Consider the following 22,566-nt stretch of genomic DNA (forward strand, 5'->3'; position numbering starts at 1 on the left):
AAAATCAGAATTTATGGAGAAGCAAATTTTGGTGCCTACCAATTTTTCAAAACATGCTTGGAATGCTTTAGTTTTTGGTCTTAAATTATATAAAAAAATACCTTGTAAATTCATTTTACTGAATGTTTACGAGGATAGTCACGGTTTAGGTGATAGGATTGTAGGTGTGAAATCTGAAGATGATGCAAATACAAAAGAAACATCTAAAAGTGGTTTAGACCGAATTATGCAGGGATTAAGTTTTAGAAAAGAAAATCCTAACCATGAATTTGAAATTTTATCTTTAGAAGGTGATTTGGATGATGCGGTACAGGAAATTGTCAATACTCGAGCGATAGACCTTATTCTTTTGGGTGCCGAAGGTGCCAATGTAAATATTCATAGTTCGTACAAATCAAAATTGTCTAAACTGGCTAACAGCATACAAAATTGTGCTATGCTTTTTATTCCTGAAGAGATTGAACTTACAGCCCAACCTTTAAATGAAATTGTTTTTCCTACAACACTTCGATATCCATTTAAAGAACGAGAATTAGATCCATTAAAGGATCTGGCTTCAAATTCTGGATCTCCTATAAGAATTTTGTATATCGATAGTGACAGTAAAGGGCTTAGTGAGGATCAGCAAGCGCTTCAATCTAATTTCGAAGGACATCTTACAACAATTAAGCATTCTTTTCACAGGCTTACCAAAACAACTCCGTCAACCGGAATTCATTTATTTATCGAAAGTCGTCAAAGTACGATGCTAGCATTGTATAAAAGAAAACAGGGATTTTTCTCTAAACTTTTCTCGCAATCTAAAGTCGATGATATTGAGTTCGATCCAAATGTCCCTGTTTTATTATTAAAAGAACTTAGTTAACTACCAGGTTCTTAACGAATATCCAGCATCCCAAAAGTGATATTCTAAGTTGGAAGCCGTAACGAAAGCTTCTGTCATTCTAGCTCGTATTTGGGGTGTGGTTTTCTCGGCATGTTCATCACAAATCTGGATCGCTTTCGTAACCGCTTCACCAAATTCTTCTCCGGCGTAGGTATCGATCCATGCTTGGTAGGTATTTTCTCCATCTTTCTGATTTTCCAGAATGTAATCACCAACCGCTTTATAGATCCAAAAGCATGGCAGTACCGCGGCCATTGCTACTTCAAGATTATCTAAAGCAGCCGTACTTTTTAGAAAATTAATATAATGGTGGCAGGCAGGTTGTACAATTGCTTTTTCTGAAACTCCAAATTCTTTAAAATATGATTCATGCAAAGCGCTTTCCACAATAATAGCATTTTCAGCAAATTGAAGAAAAGTAAGCATATTTTGAGTATCATAAGCTCGCGCACCAATTAGTGCTAAAGCGCGTCCAAAATTTTCCAGATAAGCCGAATCCTGGCTCATATAAAACTGAAATTTCTCTAAAGGTAAACTGCCATCCATCAATTCTTCTATAAATGGCATTTTTATAATTCGGTTGTATATTGGACTTATCGTTTGCCAGGTATCTTTACTCCAACTCATTTTTGATTAGTTTTTGTGGATTATAAAAGTGATTTAATGGGCCATTACCTTCGCCGGTTTTTACATCTTTTCCGTTTTCGATAGCTTGATGTGCAAAATCCTGCCCTAATTTTATAGCATCGATTAAGTTTTCGCCTCTGGCTAAAAAGGAAGCGATAGCAGAAGATAATGTGCAGCCAGAACCATGCGTATTATTCGTATCGAATCTTTTGAATTCGTAAGAGTGAATTTCTCCATTTTCAGCAAAATAAAGCGAAGTGATTCGATCACTTTTTAAATGACCTCCCTTCATTAAAACAGATTTGCAGCCGAGTTTCATAATTTTTTCTCCTGCTTTTTTCATGTCTTCCAGCGTTTCAACTTTCATTTCAGCTAAAACCGCAGCTTCATCCATATTAGGAGTAATGACATCGGCTAATGGAAATAATTGCTCAATGATCATTTTTACGGTTTCATCCTCAATTAATTTATGCCCGCTTGTAGCAACCATTACAGGATCAAAAACCAATGCTGTTTTTGGATATTTTTGCAATGCAGCAACAATAGTTTTAACGAGTTCTGGTGTGTGTACCATTCCAATCTTTACCGCATCAGGAAAAATATCGTCAAAAATGCTATCGATTTGTTCTGAAACAGCCTGATAGGAAATAGGAAATATATTTTTTACGCCCGTTGTATTTTGTACCGGTAGTGCAGTTAATACAGAGGTTGCGTAACAACCCAATGCCGAAAATGTTTTAATATCGGCCTGAATTCCTGCGCCGCCACTACCGTCGAAACCGGCGATAGTTAAGGCTGAAGGATATTTATATGTTTTCATTTTGATGATTCTGAATTTGATTTTTTATTTCTTTTGCAGCTTCTTTAGGATCGTTAGCAGCACAAATAGCTGAAACTACAGCAATACAATCTGCACCTGCTTTAATTACTTCAGCAGCATTACTAGCATTCATGCGACCAATAGCCACTAAGGGTTTTTTAGTTAAGTTCCGAATTTTTTTAATTCCCTCGATTCCCCATTCGGTTACTGTATTGGTTTTTGTACTGGTGCTATATACCGGGCTAATACCTAAATGATTAGCAATCTTCGTTTGCTCGGTCTCTAACTGCTCTAGATATTCTATAGAATATCCAATCGCTTTATTATGATTCCAAATTTGCTGAATTTCAGAAGGCGGAGTGTCACTGTTCCCAACATGAATACCGAAAGCATCAACAGCGTTAGCAACTTCAAGATTGTCATTGATTATAAGCGGGATATTATATCTATCGGTAAGCTTTTTCAGTTTTTCAGCTTTTTTTATAAAGTCTGAAGTATTCAGATTTTTCTCTCTTAATTGAATAATATCGACACCGCCTTCAATAGCCATTTCAGCAACTTTTAATAACGAATGATGCACGGAACTTTCTTCTGAAATTACCAGATAAAGTTGATAAGGAAAATCTGGATGCATTATTCGCTAATTTTGAGAGTAGACATAAATTCTTCTTCAGTAATATTATAAAGTTTATCGAGAATATTTAATTGCAAAGTTCCCGGTCCTGCTGAAGTTTTAGCAGCAAGTTCGCCACAAACTCCCAATAAAGCCATTGCGGCTAAGGTTGCTTCAAATTTATCCTCAACTACCGCGGCAAATGCTGCTGTGATCGCTGAAGCCGAACAGCCAAGTCCCGTAACTTTAGCCATAAGAGAATCGCCATTATTCAGCATCATTATTTTATTTCCGTCGATAATAATATCAGTTTCCCCAGAGATGCAAACCACGCTATCGTATTCAGTATTAAGCGCATTGGCAGCTTCGATAGCTTCGCTACTTGCTGCAGTGCTGTCTACGCCTTTGGTTTTTAGATCAGATGCCTTCGCCAGAGCCATGATTTCTGAAGCATTTCCTCTAATTATTTTTGGTTTTAACTGAAGTAGCTCGGTAAGGATATCATTTCTGTAAGGCGTTGCGCCGGCACCCACCGGATCTAAAATCCATGGTTTACCGAGTTCGTTAGCTTTTTTCGCTGCCTTAATCATGCTTAAGCTCCAATATTCATCTAGCGTACCAATATTGACCACCAAAGCCTGGCAGATGTTAACCATATCTTCTACTTCAGACTGGGCATGTGACATTATTGGTGAAGCTCCTGCAGCTAATAAGGCATTGGCCGTATTATTCATTACCACATAATTGGTAATATTGTGTATTAGAGGCACCGATTTTTTTACATGTTGAATATGTTGCCATAATAAATTTTCCATCATCATAAATTTTTGAGGCTTCAGGGAAAATTCTGGCACAAAGGTAGAGAGCTGATCTATTTTGGATCAGTAAACTTTTCCCTACGACGATTTTAGCGCATCAGGTTCAAAGGGACTATCTCAATTCTTAACAGAATACCCCTAAAGCACCGTAAAAGTAGGGTAAAAATGAAGGCTGAGAAAATTTTTAAATAGCTAAAGTTTTTAAGACTTAATTTTCTATTCAAATGTTTCTACCTGAAACATTAATTATTCTATATTTAGCGTGAATATTTATTTAAACTGAATATTTCGAGGTTGTACTTCAATATTTGAAGTTTCATTGTACGTTCTATTCTTACTAAATTTCATTATATGAAAGCTTTTAAAAATTTCAACAAAGCAGTTCTCTTTTTATTACTATTTGCTTCTTACGCTATGGTGGGACAACGCCAATTTGGTGCTGCGACGCTCTATACAGTTCGGGAAGAAATGAAGAAATCACCAGAGGAAACCATCAACGAAGTTGCAGATATTGGTTATTTATATATTGAAGCAGCCGGTTATAGTGACGGACTGTTTTATGGATTGAAGCCTAAGAAATTTAAAAAATTGTTAGCTAAATACCATACCAAACCTTTGAGTTCGCATCAGGGTGGCGTTACTATGGAAAATGTAGATCAAATGATAGCCGACGTTAAAAAAGCCGGCTTTCAATATTTTGTGATTCCTGTTCCGCCATTAGATAATTTTACTTTTGGAGGTAAAATGGGAATGGAAAATGACCTGGATCTTTTGGTTGAAACCTTTAATACTATAGGTGAAAAATGTAAGAAAGCCGGAATAGAATTATTGTATCATAATCACGATTTTGAGTTTAAAGAAAATGAAAACGGAATAGTACCGATAGAATATTTCTTAGAGAATACAGATCCAGATTTGGTGAATTTTCAGATGGATTTATATTGGGTAACAAAAGCGGGTGCCGATCCTGTTGCTTATTTCGAAAAATATCCAGGAAGGTTTAAATTATGGCATGTAAAAGATATGGATGAAGCGGGTAATTTTACTCCGGTAGGTGAAGGCACTATAGATTTTGAGAGAATATTAGACAAAAGAAAGGAATCTGGAATGAAATATTATATTGTAGAACAAGATAATACATTCGATTTAGAACCTTTAGAAGCCATTAAAATTAGCCATGAAAATCTTCGCGATTTTGGCTTTCACAAAGTGAAATTTAAAAAATAGGATTTTAAAAAAATATAAATAAAAAGCCCTCTGATATTCTCAGAGGGCTTTTTATTTATAAATTGCTTGAGAGTAGGAGTTTACTATTAAGCAATACATTTTTTGCAGCGATCATTTTCAAAGTCAAAAAAGGTATAGCAAATCTCTTTAAAATCATCATAGATCTCACAAATTGTATTTTCTATAAATTGGCTGAAATTTTTTAATTCTGAATTTTCTTCGGAATTTAATAATTCATCAGATAGCAGTACGTAGGTTTTACTTTCTACTGAATTTTTAAGCAAATGATGAGCCTCAATCACTGTTTGTCCATATAACTTTTCAAACTTGCCTATATTGTATTGAGCGAGTGGCCCATAATGGGCAATCATTTTTAGAGATAGATCGATATTTAACTGAAATTCTTCTTCTAGAAACCCAATTTCTTGGTTAAATACTTCTTTCATAAGACAAAATTGGTTTAAAATTTCTTTTGCTGAAATACGCTCACCGTATTTAAAAAAGAGAACAGCATCACCTTCAATTTCCGAAATTTGAAGATCTAAGGTGTTACTTTTAATAATCGCGTTTAGTAATTTTGAAATTATAACTTTTCCGGTTTCAAAATCTGTAGTTTCAACAAAGCGACTAAAACCACTAATATCAGGAATAATTATTGTTCCTTTTAAAACTTTAGACTGGTATCCAATAGGATTTATAAGGTAAGGAAGTTGTGTAATTGTTCTTTTCATGGCCGATTTTCGATAGACAGTTTAATAATCCATAAACTATTTCTTTTGGTCTTTACTAATCGCACATGCTTACAGTGATTGAGGTGAATAACACTAATATTTGTACATTTGCTTTACAAAAGTTAGTTAGAATTTATAAGTAAGTAATAAAGATCTTGTTAGTATTGATTTTATGGGACAATTATTAGAAAAAAAGGCTTGTGAGAGTAGGTTAGGAGCAATAGATGATGCGCTCTACGCGATTGGTGGGAAATGGAAATTAAAGATAATTATAGCTCTAAAAGAAGGCAATAAGCGATTTAATGAGTTACAGCGTGCCTTGAATATTTCTGCTAGAATGCTATCCAGAGAATTAAAAGATTTGGAATTGAACGGATTTGTAGAACGCAAAGTCTATACGGAAACGCCAATAGTCATTGAATACGAATTAACAGAGTACAGTAATTCTCTTTCAGAAATTTTAGAAGCCCTAAGCTCGTGGGGAAAAAAGCATCGTCAAAAACTAATTGATGAACGCTCTTGATTTTACTGAATTATCATATTTCCGAAAATGATTTCAATAGAATAAAATAAAACGTAAAAAGTACCGTTATTATATAGAGAAATTCATATTGCTGAATTTTTCATTATTGATTAACCACAATTAGCCTAATCAAACGTGGATTTACAAAGCCTTTCGATAAGAAAGGCTTTTTTTTGCCTAGTTTTTGGCTAGTGGGAAGTAAAGTATTTAGAAATTTTATAATTTTAATTAAAATTTTCTTTCAACTTTTAAATTTAGTTTTAGGATTACAATAATTTTCTTAATTTAATCCTCAATAAAATGTTTTATATAATTTTTTGGCAAAATACTTGTTATAGATAAGTCCCAAATTACCCGATGATGCTGCTAGAGATGCTGAATTATAGATATCAGGAAGATACCTCTGTGATACGAAAGGCTATGGATTATTGTCATAACCTTTTGAAAAACAGTAGGTGTTCTAAACTGCCTTATCATAATATTCAGCATACTTTTGAAGTGTATCAATATGCTAAAAAGATAGCTAATTATGAGTCTTTGTCTAAAGATGATGAAGAAATTGTGGTTTTGGCTTCCTTGTTTCATGATACGGGTAACAGTAATTCTTATAAAGAGCACGAAAAAATAAGTGCTAAAAATGCTGAACTTTTCTTAGAGAGCGTAGGATATCCTCACGAGAAAATACAACAAGTGATCTCTTGCATTTGTGCGACTAAAATGCCACAAGCGCCAAAAAATAAATTGGAAGAAGTTCTATGCGATGCAGATTTAGCTCATCTAGGCACAAATTCTTTCCGTTCTAAGAATAAACTATTAAGATCTGAATGGTTTAAATGCTTCAATAAAAACTATAGTGATGTTGAATGGTTAGAAAATAATATCTGTTTTCTAGAATCTCATTCCTATTTCACGAATTATGGTAATGAAATTTTACTTCCGAAGAAAGAAAAAAATTTGCAGCTGGTAAAGCAGGCATATTCCAGATTACTTGCTAAAAAATAGTTGTATAAGTCTACAGATTTTACTCACGTACTTGTTTTAAAAACTCATAACTCTAAAGCCAAATGTTTGAAAAATTACATGAAGCCTATCATTTTATATTCGAAGATGAGCTTTTAAAAGAGATTGAAAAATCTGGCCAAATTAAACATTTTAAAGCAGGTGAACTGATTATTGATTTTGGCGATACGCTAAGATCAATGCCACTTCTATTAGGTGGGGCGATTAAAATACTGCGAGAGGATAAAGACGGGGACGAGCTTTTGCTCTATTTTTTAGAACGTGGTGATACCTGCGCTATGACTTTAAGCTGCTGTTTAGGAACTACAAAAAGCGAAATTAGAGCGATTGCTGAAAAGGATACGAGTTTGATCATGATTCCTATTCAAAAAATGGAAGAATGGACATCTAAATATAAAAGTTGGAGAAATTTTGTTTTTGAAAGCTATCACACGCGTTTAACGGAAATGCTAGATACTATAGATACTTTTGCTTTTCTAAATATGGATGGCCGTATCATGAAGTATTTACGGGATAAAGCTAAGATAAATCAAAATGAAATGGTGAATAGTACCCATCAGCAAATTGCGTACGATCTTCACACTTCTAGAGTTGTGGTTTCCAGAATTTTGAAAAAATTAGAAATCGATGCCAAAATAAGGTTATATAGAAATCAAATCGAAGTTCTAGATCTATAACTAAAAAAAGTTAAATTTTGTAACAAAGGTTACCGCATACTTCCACTGTGACTAGTATATTTGCCGACAAATATTAACAATGGAGCTAGCTCAGGTAATAGGATTTATAGGCGCACTAATCATTGGTTTAGTTTTAGGACTTACCGGCGGTGGTGGTTCTATACTTACCGTTCCTGTTTTTGTATACATATTGCATATAAATCCTGTAACAGCTACTGCATATTCTCTTTTCGTGGTAGGATCCAGCTCTGCTGTAGGAGCAATCGATAATTTTAATAAGGGTAGGATCGATTTTAAAAGTTCAATCATTTTTGCGCTTCCGGCCGTGATTGCAATATTTTCTACACGTAAATTTCTACTTCCGGCAATACCAGATCATATTTTAAATCTAGGCGATTTTGAGCTTACAAAAGATTTAATGATCATGATCTTTTTTGGAATTTTAATGCTACTAGCATCCATTTCCATGATCTTCAAAAAAGATAAAACTTGTAGCGAAGATTCTGGTAGTGAATCAAATCCTATAAATTTGTTGATGATGTTTTTGGGTGCACTAACGGGGATCGTTACCGGTTTAGTTGGTGCTGGCGGAGGATTCATTATTGTTCCGATTCTGGTTTTCTTAGCGGGGTTAAGGATGAAAGAAGCTGTAGGAACTTCACTATTTATAATTTCAATTAATTCGATCATCGGTTTTCTTGGGGATTTAGGTCATCTGCAAGTCGATTGGATCTTTCTTTTCATCTTTACATTATTATCCATGGTGGGTATTTTCTTCGGAATATATCTTAGCCGGTTTATCAATTCTCAGAAATTGAAAAAGGCATTTGGTTATATGGTTTTGGTGATGGGAATTTATATTCTTTGGAAAGAACTTACGGCAAGCGGTATTTGATATATTAAACTCCACTTCACAAAACCGACTATTAAATTCTCACTAATTTTTCATCATAGGTTAGAATATATGATTTAACAGATTTCTGACTAAATTTCCTGAACTTCAGTAAGGCTATAGCGGTAATATTACCTAAATTTAAGGGTAATTATAAAGTTTTTCCTCATCACGATAACACGCTGTTTTTAAGGGTGTTTCAAAATTTACTAAATGGAAAATTTAGATTACGCTCGTCTTCAAATGGCCTTTACATTAGGCTTTCATATTATTTTTGCTTGTATAGGGATGGTAATGCCATTTTTTATGGTTGTAGCACATCATAAATACATAAAAACCCGCAATCCGGTTTACCTAAAACTTACCAAAGCCTGGCTAAAAGGAGTAGCCATTTTTTTTGTTACAGGTGCCGTTTCCGGTACTGCGCTATCTTTTGAATTGGGAATGCTCTGGCCAGAATTTATGAAACACGCCGGCCCCATTATAGGAATGCCATTTTCTCTTGAAGGAGCTGCCTTTTTTGTAGAAGCAATTGCATTAGGATTCTATCTATATGGTTGGGATAAACTTCCAGAAAAATTTCACTGGTTTACCGGTGTAATCATAGGAATCTCTGGAGTGCTATCTGGTATTCTGGTAGTGGCTGCAAATGGTTGGATGAATGCTCCAAGCGGATTTGAATATATTAACGGTGAATTTACAAATGTAGATCCCATTGGAGCTATGCTGAATCCTGCATGGTTTACTCAGGCTTTGCATATGACGCTGGCGGCTTTCGTAGCAACCAGTTTTGGAGTTGCCGGGATTCATGCATTTCAAATTTTAAGAGGTAAATCTAAGGAAGTGCATAAAAAAGCATTTCAGATATCCATATTCTTTGGAGCAATTGCAGCGCTTTTACAACCTTTAAGCGGAGACCTTTCTGCCAAAGATGTTGCAGAACGACAGCCGGCCAAATTAGCTGCTATGGAAGCGCATTACGAGACCGAAGAAGGTGCTCCCTTATATGTTGGTGGCGTGGTAGATGAAGAAAATCAGGAAGTGAATTATAAAATAGAAATTCCTAAAGCGCTTTCTTTCCTTGCTTTTGGTGATTTTGATGCCGAAGTAAAAGGGCTGAATGATTTTCCTAAAGATGAAATTCCTCCCGTGGCTATAGTACATTATGCTTTCCAGATTATGGTGGGAATAGGTACATTATTAGCATTAGCAGGTTTGCTATTTTTTATAAGTCTGAAGAAAAAATCCTGGATGGATAGTAAAAAATACTGGTGGTTCTATATGATTTTAGCTCCACTTGGCTTCTTCGCTTTAGAAGCCGGTTGGGTGGTTACTGAAGTTGGGCGCCAACCCTGGATAATCTATCAGATTATGCGTACCAGCGATGCGGTAACTCCAATGCCGGGAATGAAGTTTAGCTTTTTTATGTATGTCGCAGTTTATATACTATTAGCTATTACGGTGACCTGGTTAATGCAAAGACAAATTAAGGCTCTAAATACCCAAAAAGATTAATTATGTTATACGTAGTTTTATTTTTCTTATTCTTTTCTCTGTTGCTTTACGTGCTTTTGGGTGGTGCCGATTTTGGTGCGGGTATTGTCGAGTTGTTTTCGTCTCGTGAAAATAAAAAAGTCAACCGCGATACTATTTATCGGGTAATGGGGCCTATATGGGAAGCAAATCATATTTGGTTAATTATACTTATAGTTATTCTTTGGATAGCATTTCCTATGTATTTCAATATTCTCATTATCCATCTACATGTACCTTTAACACTGGTTCTTCTAGGAATTACAATGCGTGGAGTTTCTTTTGTGTTTAGACATTACGATGCTTTTGAAGATAAATCACAATTAATATATAACGCCTTATTTAGGTTTTCTAGTTTTATAACTCCAGTATTTTTGGGAATGTGTTTCGCAGCTTTAGTTGGTGGAAAAATTATTATTACTGAAGATTATTCAAATTATACATTCTATGAGTTATTTATGGCTCCGTGGTTTAACGCCTTTGGAATTTTAATGGGACTCTTTTATGCTTCGCTTTGCGCTTTTTTAGCTTCAACATTATTAATTGGAGAGAGTGAAGGTGATATCAAAAATATGTATATCCGAAAATCGAAGATTTCAACAGGAATTTTAGTACTGCTGGGATTTATTTTAATTGTTTATGGATTTTTTAATGAAATAGCCTTTATCTGGGATTTTGTAACTAATCCTATTTCCCTGGTGTGTATCGTTCTTTCAGGAATTCTATTATTTCCACTTTGGAAGTTTATACGTTCTGGTCGCCGAATTTTAAGTAGATATTTTGCAGGATTACAGGTTTTCTTAGTCCTTTTTGCTGCCTTAATAGCTCATTTTCCTAATGTGATAATTACTTCAAACCAAGAAGTTAATTTGTTGGCAGATATATCTCCCGATAGTGTGATCACGGTCTTAGGTATTTCGCTGATCATAGGTGGCGGAGTTATTTTGCCCGGCTTATTTCATTTAATGAAGTCCTTTAAAATGATTAAAATATTTGATCGAGAAGAACAGCAGTTTCAGAAATAATTTAAGTGTAAAATTCGCACTTATCTTTTTTTTATTGGTAAATTGTTAGATATTAGGAGATAAATTAATAATATCTCAAATGTCATTGAAATTGAATATCTCAGGCTATCTTTTGCTGAGTGTAATTATTGCAACGTTTAGTAGTTGTAAAAATGCTGAAGTTAGTGAACAGCAAAAAACAGCTGAAGGATCCCCTTCAGAAGAAATTACTTATAATAATCCTATCGTAGGGCAGCGTGCAGACCCATGGGTTTTAAAAGCAGAAGATGGCACGTACTACTTTATTGCCACTGCTCCAGAATATGATCGTATAGAAATGCGTGCTGCTAAAACTATAAATGATCTTGGTACTGCTGAACCAAAGGTGCTTTGGAATAAGCATGAAAATGGAGTGATGAGTCATCATATTTGGGCACCAGAATTGCATAGAATCGATGGAAAATGGTACATCTATTTTGCTGCGGGGCAGGCAGAAGATGTATGGAAAATTAGAATGTTCGCTTTATCCAATGATTCTGAAGATCCTATGATGGGAGAATGGAAAGAAGAAGGACAAATAGCAACATCTCGTGATTCTTTTTCCTTGGATGCAACAACATTTGAACATAACGGAGAACACTATTATGCTTGGGCGCAGGCCGTAAGAGAAGAAGGCGGAACGTCAATTTTGCTATCCAAAATGGAAACACCAACAAGCCTAAAGGGTGAAGAAATAGAAATTACAAATCCTGAATATGATTGGGAACGTATCGGCTATTTAGTAAATGAAGGGCCGGCGGTAATTAAAAGAAACGGTAAAATTTTTATGACCTATTCAGCCAGCGCTACAGATTCAAATTACGCGATGGGACTTTTGTGGGCAGATGAAGATGCCGATCTAATGGATCCAGAATCTTGGCATAAGTCTGAAGAGCCGGTATTTTCAACTAATCCTGAAGTACGAAGATTTGGTCCCGGTCATAGCTCTTTTACAGTGGCTGAGGATGGTGAAACCGATGTGTTAATTTATCATGCAAGAGTTTACGAAAAGATAAGAGGAAATTCGTTATATGATTTTAATCGCCATACTAGGGCAAGAACTTTTGGTTGGGATGAAAAGGGATTTCCAGATTTTTATCAAAATAAAGCTGATTAAATTTAGCTGAAAAAATAATAAAAAAAGGCTGTCGGTAAGACAGCCTTTTTTTATTTCTCATCCTGAAAAATATCCTCGATCCTTGCATTAAATAATCTCGAAATTCTAAACGCTAAAGGTAAACTGGGATCAAATTTGCCTTTTTCGATAGCATTTATTGTTTGTCTTGAAACTTCAACACGATTGGCAAGTTCTGCCTGCGTGATGTTTTGTTCAGCTCGTAATACTTTAATCTTATTTTTCATTTGTAACGAGCATTTCCAATTTGCATTGCGATTAAATAGGTAATACCCATAATGAAAACCAAGTGCGAAATTTCTGCATTAAAAGCAATTAGATTAGTTATATCCAGCATAGAATAACTAATTCCTAAAATTAACGTAATACCTAAAGTTATAGCCATAGCATCCATAGTTATTTTACGTTGTAAAGGATCTTGTCTCTTTAACTGTTTACGATTAATTAAAATCATGCCCACCCCAATAAGTGTATTTACAATGATCATCACTATTGTGATGGTTTTATTCTCATTCCATATAAATTTTGGGCCAAATGCAACAAATGCTAAAGTGAAAACCCATAAAAATGTCCATACGGCCAAGGCTTTCGTATTTTTTTTTAGTTCCCTTTGCCAATTATTTTTTTCTGCTTCCATAAGTAAAGTCTCTTTGATTAAAAGTAAAGTTTGTTTTACAAATATAGTTGTCTTTTCACAAATGTCAAGTTTTATTTACATTTTTAATTTTCATACATAATTAATAAGCTAATTGATGGTTAATAGATACTTTTATAAGCCAACATTTATAAGTGTTGTTATATTTGACAATTATGATTCAACAATTTGGAAAAGCACCATCTGGAATGCGATTAGAAAGAATTGAGCAATGCGATAATTATAAAAATGGTAGTTTCCAAAATGCAGTGCCCACTTCAGTAAACGCTGAAAATGCTTCAACATTTAGTATTCTTAAAGAGATGATGAATCGACCAAAATCGGTAAATCCTTCTCAAAAAATTCCTTCAGTAGTAACGAATCTTAAGCGCATTGATGGCCATAAACCTTCCTTTGTATGGTTTGGTCATTCTTCTTATCTGCTTAAGGTAAAAGATTATACTGTTCTTGTAGATCCTGTTTTTAGCGGTAATGCTTCGCCCGTCTCGTTCTTTGGTAAAGCGTACGATGGCGCAAATGAGTATACGGTAGAAGATATGCCACAGATTGATATTCTTTTGCTAACGCACGATCATTATGATCATTTGGATTATCCAACCATCGAAAAGCTGAAAAGTAAAGTGAAGCGCATTGTATGTTCTTTAGGTGTAGGATCTCATTTAGAATATTGGGGATATTCAGCAGCTATAATTACCGAGCTTAATTGGTGGGAATCTGTCAAAATTATCGATGATTTTAAAATAACAGCTACACCAGCACGGCATTTTTCTGGACGCTTATTTACACGCGGAAATACTCTCTGGTCATCTTTCGTTTTTGAAATTTTTGGGTATGTATTTTATTTGGGCGGAGATTCTGGCTATAGTCCGCAGTTTAAAGAGATTGGAGATAAATTTGGATCTTTTGATCTCGCTGTTATGGAATGCGGACAGTACAACGAAAACTGGCCTAAAATTCATAATTTTCCAGAAGAAATGGTAACTGCTGCCAAGGACTTAAAAGCAAAAAAGGTAATTCCCGTGCATTGGGCAAAATTCACTCTTGCCACGCATCCTTGGAATGAACCTATTAAACGATTTACAAAAGCAGCAAACGATCAAAATCTTTCTTATGTGAGTCCTAAGATTGGAGAGTTATATGAACTCAATCAGAAATTTGAACAGGAAGTTTGGTGGGATTTTGAATAATTCTTAGAAATTTAGCTATCTTTTTTCAAACTTCTAAAATTTGCTAAAAACTAGGTATTTAACTGGATTAGGATTTTTGGCTATCGGTTTTTTAATTAAAATGCTTTTTACGCATTTGATAGATTACTGGGCTTTAGTAAAACATGTGAGTGTCATTTTTATTTTTTTAGGCTTGTGCTTCTTGTTTGCAGGCATTTTTGTGAGATCTGAAAAGATAGAAAAAGGAACTTTCAAAAAAGATCCTGTAACCTATAGCATGGTCACATTAATGCAAATTATACTTATCGTTGGGGTAGCTGGCTTTGCAATCGTTACAGAGCATATAGCCGAAGGAGCAAACTATTATTTGACTAAGACGATTATTACCAATTCTTACCAAAAAACAACAGCTACCGTTACCGCGGAACAACCAATTAAAACAAATATTAGTGACAAAGGTTACGAAAAGTTTGCCGTTTTCCAATATCGGAATAACTACAGCACCATCGAAAATCAGGGAATTAAGCTAAATCCTAAGCTCCGGAAGAAATTAATAAGAAAATCTATCGATTATCGAAATGGTCAATTTAGTACTAGATTGCAGGGACAGCAGTTTGTGATATATTATTCTACAAGATTTCCTTCTATGTTTATGATCGCTGAATAGCTTAGAGCGCTTCCTCAAATAGCAGATTGGTATTTGGATCGAGATCTATCGAAACCGGTTTTTCTGAAGTTTTAATCTCAAAAATTTGTTTCTTTTTAGTAATATCAAAATCGATAATTTCAGACCTGTTTTCACTGTAATTTAGCTGAAGTTGTAACGGAAATTCGAACTCATTTTTCTGAAGTTGACGCACAGTAATTTTTAATTTTCCATTCTTATACGTATCCTCAAGTTTTAATTTTGGTTGTCCGTATTGTGTAATCCATTGTTTAAAAAACGCTTCTAAATCTTTTCCTGAAACTTCTTCAAATTCTGCTTGTAAATCAGTTGAAGTTGCATTGCTAAATTTATATTTCTGGTAATATTGCTGAATTGCTTTCCAAAAATTTTGATCACCTACTTTTCTTCTTAGCATATGTAATACCCAAGCGCCTTTTTGATAGGAATTAGGATTTAATAATTCCATTAAATCGGTCCGCGAACTATCGATTATCGCAGTTTTTGTACCTTGACTAAATCCTATGACCTGTCGGCGTTCCTGCTGTAATTTTTCATCTAATTTTGATTTCCCATATTTATGCTCGGCATATAAATCAGTAAAATAAGTGGCAAATCCCTCGCTTAGCCAAAGATGCGACCAGTCAATTTCTGAAGCAGAATCTCCAAACCATTGATGCGCAATTTCATGAGCCATTAAAAATTCAGAAGAACGTCTACCATCTACAGAACTTTCAGAATAGAAAATATTTCCTGCATTTTCCATTCCGCCATAGCGGGTGGACGATTGTACATTGGCCAATTTTGTAAAAGGAAAAGGCGCAATGTTTTCAGTAAAGAAATTTAAAATCTCTTCAGCCTGCGCATAATCATAAAATCCAGCCTCCTTATTTTCCGGGTAAACCCAAGTGGATAAAGGGATTTCTCCAATTTTACCACGATGCTGAACTGCGAATTCTGCTACGCCGATCACCATGACTTTAGTAGATAATTCTAGCGGACTAGAATAGACGTAAAGTGAATTTTCATTATCAATATTGGTAATTTCCTGAAGCGTTCCAGTTGCAATCACTTGGTATTTTGATGGTGCCGTTACATAAAATGAAACTTTTGCTTTATCTGCAGGATGATCGATAATTGGTAACCATTGGTGTGCGCGGTTAGGCCAGTTGTCACCAAAAAAAGTACGATCTCCGTATTTATTTTCATTGATTATAAGTCCGTCCTTCGGTATTCCGTGGTAATAAGTGGTTATTTCTTCCGCAGAAGAAGTGTTAATGTTGAGTTTCTCTAATTCCTGACTAAATTTTAATGAATTATTTTTCTGAAGAATACTATCGACCTTCATTCCTTTTCCATTTTCTTCCGAAGCAAAATCTAATTCGAGAACATCCGAACTTTCAGTGTATTTAAAATCGATAATCGCTTTTCCTTCGATAATATTATTTTGATCATTCAGTTTTAAATGAAATTCGTATTCCTGAATATCGACTTTAGGATTTTGCGCAAAAAATAGAGCAGGAGCCAGGATATTCAGAATAGAGAGAAGAAAAAAATTGCGTTTCATTTTATCGTTTTTGGAACTCAAAATTAATGTTTTCAATTCAGCTAGAAAATAAAAAAGCCGCTTCTAATTAAAAAGCGGCTTTTTCAGTAATCAACTATTCGTCATTCCGGACTTGATCCGGAATCTCATAAATATTATATAACAAAATTATAGAATAAGACCCTGAACCAAGGTCAGGGTGACTGTAACACCATAGTGACCTTTGGCTAACATTTAATTCATTTAAAAGTTTAAAACTGCGGGGTTTCACAACGCTCGTCAATTAATCCTTCACTTTTAAGATCTACCCAAAAATCTTTAGGAATCTGAATATTAAAAGCTTTTACGTTTTCGATGTTTTGATATGGTTTGCTGGCTCCAACTAAAACGGTATCTACAGCTTTTGGTGCGTAAGAAAACTGAATCGCTGCTTTAGCCAAATCAACATCGTACTTATCGGCGATTTTAATCATCTTTTTATATCGAGAATCCACATCTTCTGGCATCTCTCCGGCATAGTTATATCTTTTTTGTCCGCCTAGTAATCCTGCGTTAAAAGGAGCTGCCACGATAAGACCTGCGCCGCTTTCCTGAATTTTAGGGAAAAGTCGATCTAGAGAAGCTTTGTGATCGATCATCGAATATTGAATAGCGGAAACAAATAAATCTGGATCGGCATAATCGATCGTTCTAATAATAGGTTCTACAGTATTTACGCCAAGTCCCCATCCCTTAATAAGTCCTTCTTCCCGCATTTTGGTAAGTTCTGGCATTGCGCCTTTCTTAGCAATTTCAAAATGTTCTTCCCAATCACCAAGATCGGCATTATTATCTGGAGAAAGATCGTGGATAAATGCATAATCAATACTTTCTACACCAAGTCGCTGCAAACTATCTTCTACTGAACGTCGAACACCTTCAGCAGTGTAATCGTAGCGGTAATCAAAAGGAGAAGGATCTACCCACTGTGTTTCAGGAATGTTGTTAGTAGGAGAAAATAGGCGCCCTACTTTGGTAGAAAGAATATAATCTTCACGATTCTTGTTTTTAAGGAAATGTCCCATGCGACGTTCACTTAAACCTAATCCATACCATGGTGAAGTATCATATTGCCGAATCCCGCTTTTCCAAGCAGATTCTAAAGCTTCGCCAGCTTGTTTATCATCTATTTTTTCGAAACCTGTACCTATGGCTACACCACCAAAAGCCAGTTTTTCTAATTTTAGATTTTTCTTATTACTCATATCGTTACGTTCTAATTTTGGAATGAAATTAATAAAGAATTCCTTTACTTCAGGCTGCTTTAACGGCTTATAACATATTTTATAACACTTAAAGGTTTTCGATTGTTAAGGTGTACGGAGGTTTTAGACTCTAATATATTTTTTGCCTGAGAAGAACAAGATAAGACTGTAACAAAAGTTACTAGCGTTCCTTTAGGTTTTGGTTACTTTTGCTATGGAATAAAATCGAAATGGAGCGATATTTAAAAATAATTCAGGATTCGTTTACCGGATATTTTAATTATCTGATGCAGGAAATTACAAATCCTTCCTGGACTAATTATTTTTATTGGCTAATCGCAATTTCTTTATGTGTTTGGATAATAGAGATTGCCTTACCCTGGCGAAAAAATCAATCTATTTTTAGAAAAGGCTTTTGGTTAGATGGCTTCTATATTTTATTCAATTTTTTCCTGTTTTCCTTAATAGGTTACAATGCACTTTCGAATATTGGAGTTGCAGTTTTTAATGATTTTCTTGGATTATTTGAAATAGAAAATATAGTCGCGGTAAATATCCAAACTTTACCGGTTTGGTCGCAACTGCTCATCATGTTTGTTATCGCAGATTTTATACAATGGAATGTTCACCGGCAGTTACATATAAGACCGTGGTTATGGCAATTCCATAAAGTGCATCATAGTGTAAAGGAGATGGGATTTGCGGCGCAGTTTCGATTTCATTTCATGGAAACTATCATTTATAAAACTGCACAATATGTTCCCTTGGCTATGATAGGTTTTGGAATTCAGGAGTTTTTTATCGTTCACATGTTTAGTGTTTTAGTAGGACATTTAAATCATGCAAATGTGGGATGGAATTATGGATTTTTAGGTTACATTTTTAATAATCCTAAAATGCATATTTGGCATCATTCCAAAGAATTACCAGAATCTCATCCCTACGGAATGAATTTCGGGTTAAGTTTAAGCATTTGGGATTATATTTTTAAAACAGCATATATTCCCGAGAGCGGGAAAACTATAGAACTTGGTTTTAAGGGAGACGAAGAATTTCCAAGAAGTTTTAAGGAACAGATGGCTTTTCCGTTTAAAAATAATAATGAATCAAAAGAATAAAAGATGATTATAAAACAGTTTAACGATGAAGCATTGGCGCATTATTCTTACGCCATTATTAGCGAAGGAGAAATGGCAGTTGTAGATCCATCACGAAATCCAATGCCATATTATGAGTTTGCAGAAGATCATAATGCAAAGATTGTTGCTGTTTTTGAAACTCATCCACATGCCGATTTTATAAGTGGTCATTTACAGATACACGAAGAAACAGCAGCAACTATTTATGTTAGTAAGCTGGTTGGTGCAGATTACGATCATAAAACTTTCGATGAAGGCGATACTTTCGAATTAGGTAATGTAACTTTTGAAGCATTAAATACGCCTGGGCATAGTCCAGACAGTATTACGGTAATTGCTAAGCACAACAATGAAACAGTTCTTTTTACAGGCGATACCTTGTTTATAGGCAATGTTGGTCGACCAGATCTTCGTGAAAATGCAGGGAACATGAAGGCGAAGCGCATCGATTTAGCCAAGCAAATGTATAACACAATGCAAACTAAATTCAATCATTTACCAGATGATGCGATTGTTTATCCTGCACATGGAGCAGGTTCGTTGTGTGGTAAGAATATGAGTAGTGATTCCTCCAGTACTTTAGGAAATGAGCGTATGGGAAATTGGGCATTTAAAGAGCAAACTGAAGATGAATTTGTAGAGGAAATTTTAAAAGATCAACCCTTTATTCCGTCTTATTTCGGTTTTGATGTCGACATAAATAAAGTGGGTGCTCCAAATGTTCAGAAGGCAAAATACAGTGTGCCGGTATTTTTGAATGTAGATGAAGTAGAAGAAGAATTGACAGTAGTAGATACTCGTAATGAGGATAAATTTAAAAAATCACATTTAAGCAGTGCCATCAATATAATGGCAACTTCACCAAAGCAAAAGTTTGAAACCTGGTTAGGAGCTATAATTCAGCCTGAAGAAGCTTTTTATTTGGTTGTAGACTCGGTTCAGGAGATCGATGCAATCTTAGAGCGTATTGCAAAAATAGGTTATGAAAAACATCTAAAAGCGATTTTTACTGTGGCTGAAAATCTTGAAAGTAGCACAGCGATTTTAGATATTGATCAATTTAAAGAAAACCTTTCCAATTATACCATAGTTGATATTAGGAACACTTCTGAAGTAGCCAAGGGTAAATTCTTCGAAGATGCCGTTGCGGTTCCCTTAAAGGAGTTAAGAGATCGCAGTGATGAAATTTCTACCGATAAACCGATAGTCGTGCATTGCGCAGGTGGGTATCGATCTGCTGCCGGTAGTAGTATCTTAGAAAAAAACTTAAAAGGAGTAGCGATTTTTGATCTTAGCGATGCTGTAAAAGAGTTTAAATAAAAAGGCTACAAATTATTAAGAATATGAATCCTGATTTCCAAGTAGAAGTCAGGGTTTTTATTTGGTTTCAAAATTCATTTTAGATCTTTAATTAATATGTATCTAATAAATTATTAATACTTCAATAAAAATTCATTATTTTTTTATATTTACAAGGTTAGGTTGTCTGTAATATTAGAATTTATTGAATATGAATGAAAAATTTAAGGTAAATGTAAATGATAAATCTGAATTTGAGTTTACAAAAGATCAGGTGAGTTCGCTAGATATTCAGCCTAACGGAACTTCAGGTTTGCACATTCTTCACAACGATAAGTCTTTCAAAGCTTCTATAGAAAAGAAAGATTTTCTAAATAAGCAATATTCGGTAAAAATCAATTCGAATATTTACAAAGTCAATATTTCAAACGATTTAGACCTTTTAATTGAAGAGATGGGTTTGTCTTTGGGCGCCTCTCAGGTTATTAACGATATTAAAGCTCCAATGCCAGGTTTAATTCTGGAAGTAAATGTAGAAGAGGGAAGTGAGGTAAAGGAAGGTGATTACTTATTGGTTTTAGAAGCGATGAAGATGGAAAATACCATTACTGCTCCCAAAGATGGCGTGGTAAAAAGCCTTCAGATAAAAAAAGGCGACACTGTAGAAAAAAATCAACTGCTTATCGGAATGGATTAATTCAAATTCCATTAAAATTCTAAAAATATGAAGAAAATATTAGTAGCTAATCGTGGTGAAATCGCCTTGAGAGTGATGAAAAGCATTCAGAAAATGGGCATAAAAACCGTAGCTATTTTTTCTGAAGCCGATAGAAATGCACCACATGTAAAATTTGCGGATGAAGCGGTTTGTGTTGGACCGGCACCTTCTAATCAATCTTATTTGTTAGGTGATAAAATTATTGAAGTTTCCAAAAAATTAAAAGTAGACGGAATCCATCCAGGATACGGATTTTTAAGTGAAAATGCCAATTTTGCTGAAGCTGTTGAAGAAGCCGGAATCACGTTTATTGGTCCGCGTAGTAGAGCAATACGGATTATGGGAAGCAAATTGGCTGCAAAAGATGCGGTGAAAAAATATGATATTCCTATGGTTCCTGGGATTGATGAAGCAATAATAGATCCTGAAAAAGCGAAAAGAATTGCCACTGAAATTGGCTATCCTATTTTAATAAAAGCTTCTGCCGGTGGTGGCGGAAAGGGAATGCGGGTAGTTGAAGAGGAAAAAGATTTGGAAGACCAAATGAAACGTGCCATTAGCGAAGCCGAGTCGGCATTTGGTGATGGATCAGTTTTTATAGAAAAATATGTAGCTTCTCCACGCCATATCGAAATTCAGGTCTTGGCCGATATTCATGGAAATACCTTGCATTTATTTGAACGAGAATGTTCAGTACAACGTAGACATCAAAAAGTAATTGAAGAAGCACCTTCAATAGTTTTGGACGAAAAACTTCGTGAAGAAATGGGGAAAGCAGCGGTAAAAGTAGCAGAAGCCTGTGATTACGTTGGTGCTGGCACAGTAGAGTTTTTATTTGACGAGAATAGAGACTTTTATTTCTTAGAAATGAATACGAGACTTCAGGTAGAGCATCCGGTAACGGAATATATCACTGGAATCGATTTGGTAGAAGAACAAATCAAAATCGCACGAGGGGAAAAACTAAGTTTTAGTCAGGATGATTTAAAAATTAGTGGTCATGCATTAGAACTAAGAGTTTATGCCGAAGATCCAATGGATAATTTCCTACCAAGTGTGGGGAAATTGGAGCGTTACCAAATTCCTTCCGGAGAAAAAATAAGAGTAGATAACGGTTTTGAAGAAGGTATGGATGTTCCGATTTATTACGATCCTATGCTTTCTAAGCTAATTACTTACGGCAAAAATCGAGAAGAAGCTATACAGCTAATGCTTAAAGCTATCGGTGATTACCAGGTGGAAGGCGTTTCTACAACATTGAGTTTTGGGAAATTTGTCTTTGAGCATGAAGCTTTTCGATCGGGAAATTTTGATACCCATTTTGTAAAAAAATATTATTCTCCTGAAAAGCTACAAAATGAAATCGAAGAGGAGTCGAAGCTCGCTGCTTTGGTTGCCTTAAAACAATATCTACAAGATCAGGAAAAATTAAGATTGCCAATTACTGAAGCAAGAGAGAAAAATTAGTAGGCAGCGGCAGTTATCAGTGGGCAGGAACAGTTTGCAGTTTTTAGTAAAGTTTGATATGAAAATGTGCTGATTTGTCGATTTGAAAATTCTAAGAATTCGAAATTGAGTAGCAGAGTATTG

General features: G+C 35.0%; 24 protein-coding genes and 1 riboswitch. Of the genes, 15 read left to right on the plus strand and 9 right to left on the minus strand.

Annotated elements, in window-relative coordinates; all coding sequences use genetic code 11:
- The first annotated feature begins 13 nt into the window (after positions 1-13).
- On the plus strand, positions 14-865 hold the full coding sequence (locus QWY91_RS02475) for a universal stress protein (protein WP_290231375.1): 852 nt from the start codon (positions 14-16) through the stop codon (positions 863-865).
- On the opposite strand, the gene tenA is transcribed toward QWY91_RS02475, so the two are convergent.
- Genes tenA through thiM form a run of 4 tightly spaced genes read right to left on the minus strand, consistent with a single transcriptional unit; the run spans position 866 to position 3,761 of the window.
- A complete protein-coding gene (gene tenA, locus QWY91_RS02480; protein WP_290231377.1) occupies positions 866-1,513 on the minus strand; it encodes a thiaminase II in 648 nt (215 codons plus the stop codon).
- On the minus strand, positions 1,500-2,333 hold the full coding sequence (gene thiD, locus QWY91_RS02485) for a bifunctional hydroxymethylpyrimidine kinase/phosphomethylpyrimidine kinase (RefSeq protein ID WP_290231379.1): 834 nt from the start codon (positions 2,331-2,333) through the stop codon (positions 1,500-1,502). The genes tenA and thiD overlap by 14 nt, the downstream gene beginning before the upstream one ends.
- Entirely contained in the window at positions 2,320-2,967 is a 648-nt protein-coding gene (thiE, locus tag QWY91_RS02490; RefSeq protein WP_290231381.1) for a thiamine phosphate synthase, read from the minus strand. Before thiE ends, thiD begins: the two co-directional genes overlap by 14 nt.
- Positions 2,967-3,761, minus strand: coding sequence for a hydroxyethylthiazole kinase (thiM, locus tag QWY91_RS02495; RefSeq protein ID WP_290237051.1), 795 nt, complete (start codon positions 3,759-3,761; stop codon positions 2,967-2,969). Before thiM ends, thiE begins: the two co-directional genes overlap by 1 nt.
- Before the next feature lie 61 nt (positions 3,762-3,822).
- Positions 3,823-3,914, minus strand: a riboswitch (TPP riboswitch).
- 201 nt (positions 3,915-4,115) lie between these two features.
- Between thiM and QWY91_RS02500 the strand changes: the two genes are divergently transcribed.
- Positions 4,116-4,991 carry a sugar phosphate isomerase/epimerase family protein gene (locus QWY91_RS02500; protein ID WP_290231383.1) on the plus strand — a complete coding sequence of 292 codons (876 nt, stop codon included), beginning with the start codon at positions 4,116-4,118 and terminating at the stop codon, positions 4,989-4,991.
- An 86-nt stretch (positions 4,992-5,077) separates the two neighbouring features.
- Here the strand turns inward: QWY91_RS02500 and QWY91_RS02505 are convergent, their stop codons facing one another.
- Positions 5,078-5,722, minus strand: coding sequence for a DUF2652 domain-containing protein (locus QWY91_RS02505; RefSeq protein ID WP_290231385.1), 645 nt, complete (start codon positions 5,720-5,722; stop codon positions 5,078-5,080).
- Positions 5,723-5,894: 172 nt separating this feature from the next.
- Here QWY91_RS02505 and QWY91_RS02510 point away from each other — a divergent pair, with 172 nt between their 5' ends.
- From QWY91_RS02510 to QWY91_RS02540, 7 genes are all read left to right on the plus strand, one after another.
- On the plus strand, positions 5,895-6,245 hold the full coding sequence (locus tag QWY91_RS02510; RefSeq protein WP_290231387.1) for a winged helix-turn-helix transcriptional regulator: 351 nt from the start codon (positions 5,895-5,897) through the stop codon (positions 6,243-6,245).
- A 357-nt stretch (positions 6,246-6,602) separates the two neighbouring features.
- A complete protein-coding gene (locus QWY91_RS02515) occupies positions 6,603-7,247 on the plus strand; it encodes an HD domain-containing protein (RefSeq protein WP_290231389.1) in 645 nt (214 codons plus the stop codon).
- A 62-nt stretch (positions 7,248-7,309) separates the two neighbouring features.
- Positions 7,310-7,942: a Crp/Fnr family transcriptional regulator gene (locus QWY91_RS02520; protein WP_290231390.1), complete on the plus strand. Its 633-nt coding sequence runs from the start codon at positions 7,310-7,312 to the stop codon at positions 7,940-7,942.
- 79 nt (positions 7,943-8,021) lie between these two features.
- Positions 8,022-8,837 (plus strand): sulfite exporter TauE/SafE family protein, encoded by an 816-nt coding sequence (locus QWY91_RS02525; RefSeq protein ID WP_290231392.1) that lies wholly within the window; start codon positions 8,022-8,024, stop codon positions 8,835-8,837.
- Positions 8,838-9,047: 210 nt separating this feature from the next.
- Positions 9,048-10,349 (plus strand): cytochrome ubiquinol oxidase subunit I, encoded by a 1,302-nt coding sequence (locus QWY91_RS02530; protein WP_290231394.1) that lies wholly within the window; start codon positions 9,048-9,050, stop codon positions 10,347-10,349.
- Between the two features lie 2 nt (positions 10,350-10,351).
- Complete coding sequence (locus tag QWY91_RS02535) at positions 10,352-11,392, plus strand: cytochrome d ubiquinol oxidase subunit II (protein ID WP_290231396.1); 1,041 nt, start codon at positions 10,352-10,354, stop codon at positions 11,390-11,392.
- A gap of 79 nt (positions 11,393-11,471) precedes the next feature.
- Positions 11,472-12,527 carry a glycoside hydrolase family 43 protein gene (locus tag QWY91_RS02540; protein WP_290231398.1) on the plus strand — a complete coding sequence of 352 codons (1,056 nt, stop codon included), beginning with the start codon at positions 11,472-11,474 and terminating at the stop codon, positions 12,525-12,527.
- 50 nt (positions 12,528-12,577) lie between these two features.
- Here QWY91_RS02540 and QWY91_RS02545 read toward each other — a convergent pair whose 3' ends face one another.
- Together QWY91_RS02545 and QWY91_RS02550 are read right to left on the minus strand one after the other, a co-directional pair.
- Positions 12,578-12,772, minus strand: coding sequence for a helix-turn-helix transcriptional regulator (locus QWY91_RS02545; RefSeq protein ID WP_290231400.1), 195 nt, complete (start codon positions 12,770-12,772; stop codon positions 12,578-12,580).
- On the minus strand, positions 12,769-13,182 hold the full coding sequence (locus QWY91_RS02550; protein ID WP_290231402.1) for a hypothetical protein: 414 nt from the start codon (positions 13,180-13,182) through the stop codon (positions 12,769-12,771). Before QWY91_RS02550 ends, QWY91_RS02545 begins: the two co-directional genes overlap by 4 nt.
- Before the next feature lie 173 nt (positions 13,183-13,355).
- Here QWY91_RS02550 and QWY91_RS02555 point away from each other — a divergent pair, with 173 nt between their 5' ends.
- Together QWY91_RS02555 and QWY91_RS02560 are read left to right on the plus strand one after the other, a co-directional pair.
- On the plus strand, positions 13,356-14,387 hold the full coding sequence (locus tag QWY91_RS02555; RefSeq protein ID WP_290231403.1) for an MBL fold metallo-hydrolase: 1,032 nt from the start codon (positions 13,356-13,358) through the stop codon (positions 14,385-14,387).
- Between the two features lie 40 nt (positions 14,388-14,427).
- Positions 14,428-15,033: a YidH family protein gene (locus QWY91_RS02560; RefSeq protein ID WP_290231404.1), complete on the plus strand. Its 606-nt coding sequence runs from the start codon at positions 14,428-14,430 to the stop codon at positions 15,031-15,033.
- A 1-nt stretch (position 15,034) separates the two neighbouring features.
- On the opposite strand, the gene QWY91_RS02565 is transcribed toward QWY91_RS02560, so the two are convergent.
- Together QWY91_RS02565 and QWY91_RS02570 are read right to left on the minus strand one after the other, a co-directional pair.
- Positions 15,035-16,597 carry a M1 family metallopeptidase gene (locus QWY91_RS02565; RefSeq protein WP_290231405.1) on the minus strand — a complete coding sequence of 521 codons (1,563 nt, stop codon included), beginning with the start codon at positions 16,595-16,597 and terminating at the stop codon, positions 15,035-15,037.
- Positions 16,598-16,827: 230 nt separating this feature from the next.
- Entirely contained in the window at positions 16,828-17,820 is a 993-nt protein-coding gene (locus QWY91_RS02570; protein WP_290231407.1) for an aldo/keto reductase, read from the minus strand.
- A 230-nt stretch (positions 17,821-18,050) separates the two neighbouring features.
- On the opposite strand from QWY91_RS02570, the gene QWY91_RS02575 reads away from it, so the two are divergent.
- The 4 genes from QWY91_RS02575 (at position 18,051) to accC (ending at position 22,443) form a co-directional block, all read left to right on the plus strand.
- A complete protein-coding gene (locus tag QWY91_RS02575; RefSeq protein WP_290231409.1) occupies positions 18,051-18,938 on the plus strand; it encodes a sterol desaturase family protein in 888 nt (295 codons plus the stop codon).
- Positions 18,939-18,941: 3 nt separating this feature from the next.
- Positions 18,942-20,279 carry an MBL fold metallo-hydrolase gene (locus QWY91_RS02580; protein ID WP_290231412.1) on the plus strand — a complete coding sequence of 446 codons (1,338 nt, stop codon included), beginning with the start codon at positions 18,942-18,944 and terminating at the stop codon, positions 20,277-20,279.
- A 190-nt stretch (positions 20,280-20,469) separates the two neighbouring features.
- Positions 20,470-20,955: an acyl-CoA carboxylase biotin carboxyl carrier protein subunit gene (locus QWY91_RS02585; protein WP_290231414.1), complete on the plus strand. Its 486-nt coding sequence runs from the start codon at positions 20,470-20,472 to the stop codon at positions 20,953-20,955.
- A gap of 27 nt (positions 20,956-20,982) precedes the next feature.
- Positions 20,983-22,443: an acetyl-CoA carboxylase biotin carboxylase subunit gene (accC, locus tag QWY91_RS02590; protein ID WP_290231416.1), complete on the plus strand. Its 1,461-nt coding sequence runs from the start codon at positions 20,983-20,985 to the stop codon at positions 22,441-22,443.
- Positions 22,444-22,566: the final 123 nt, after the last annotated feature.

This window comes from Zunongwangia endophytica, from assembly GCF_030409505.1.
Taxonomy (GTDB): domain Bacteria; phylum Bacteroidota; class Bacteroidia; order Flavobacteriales; family Flavobacteriaceae; genus Zunongwangia; species Zunongwangia endophytica.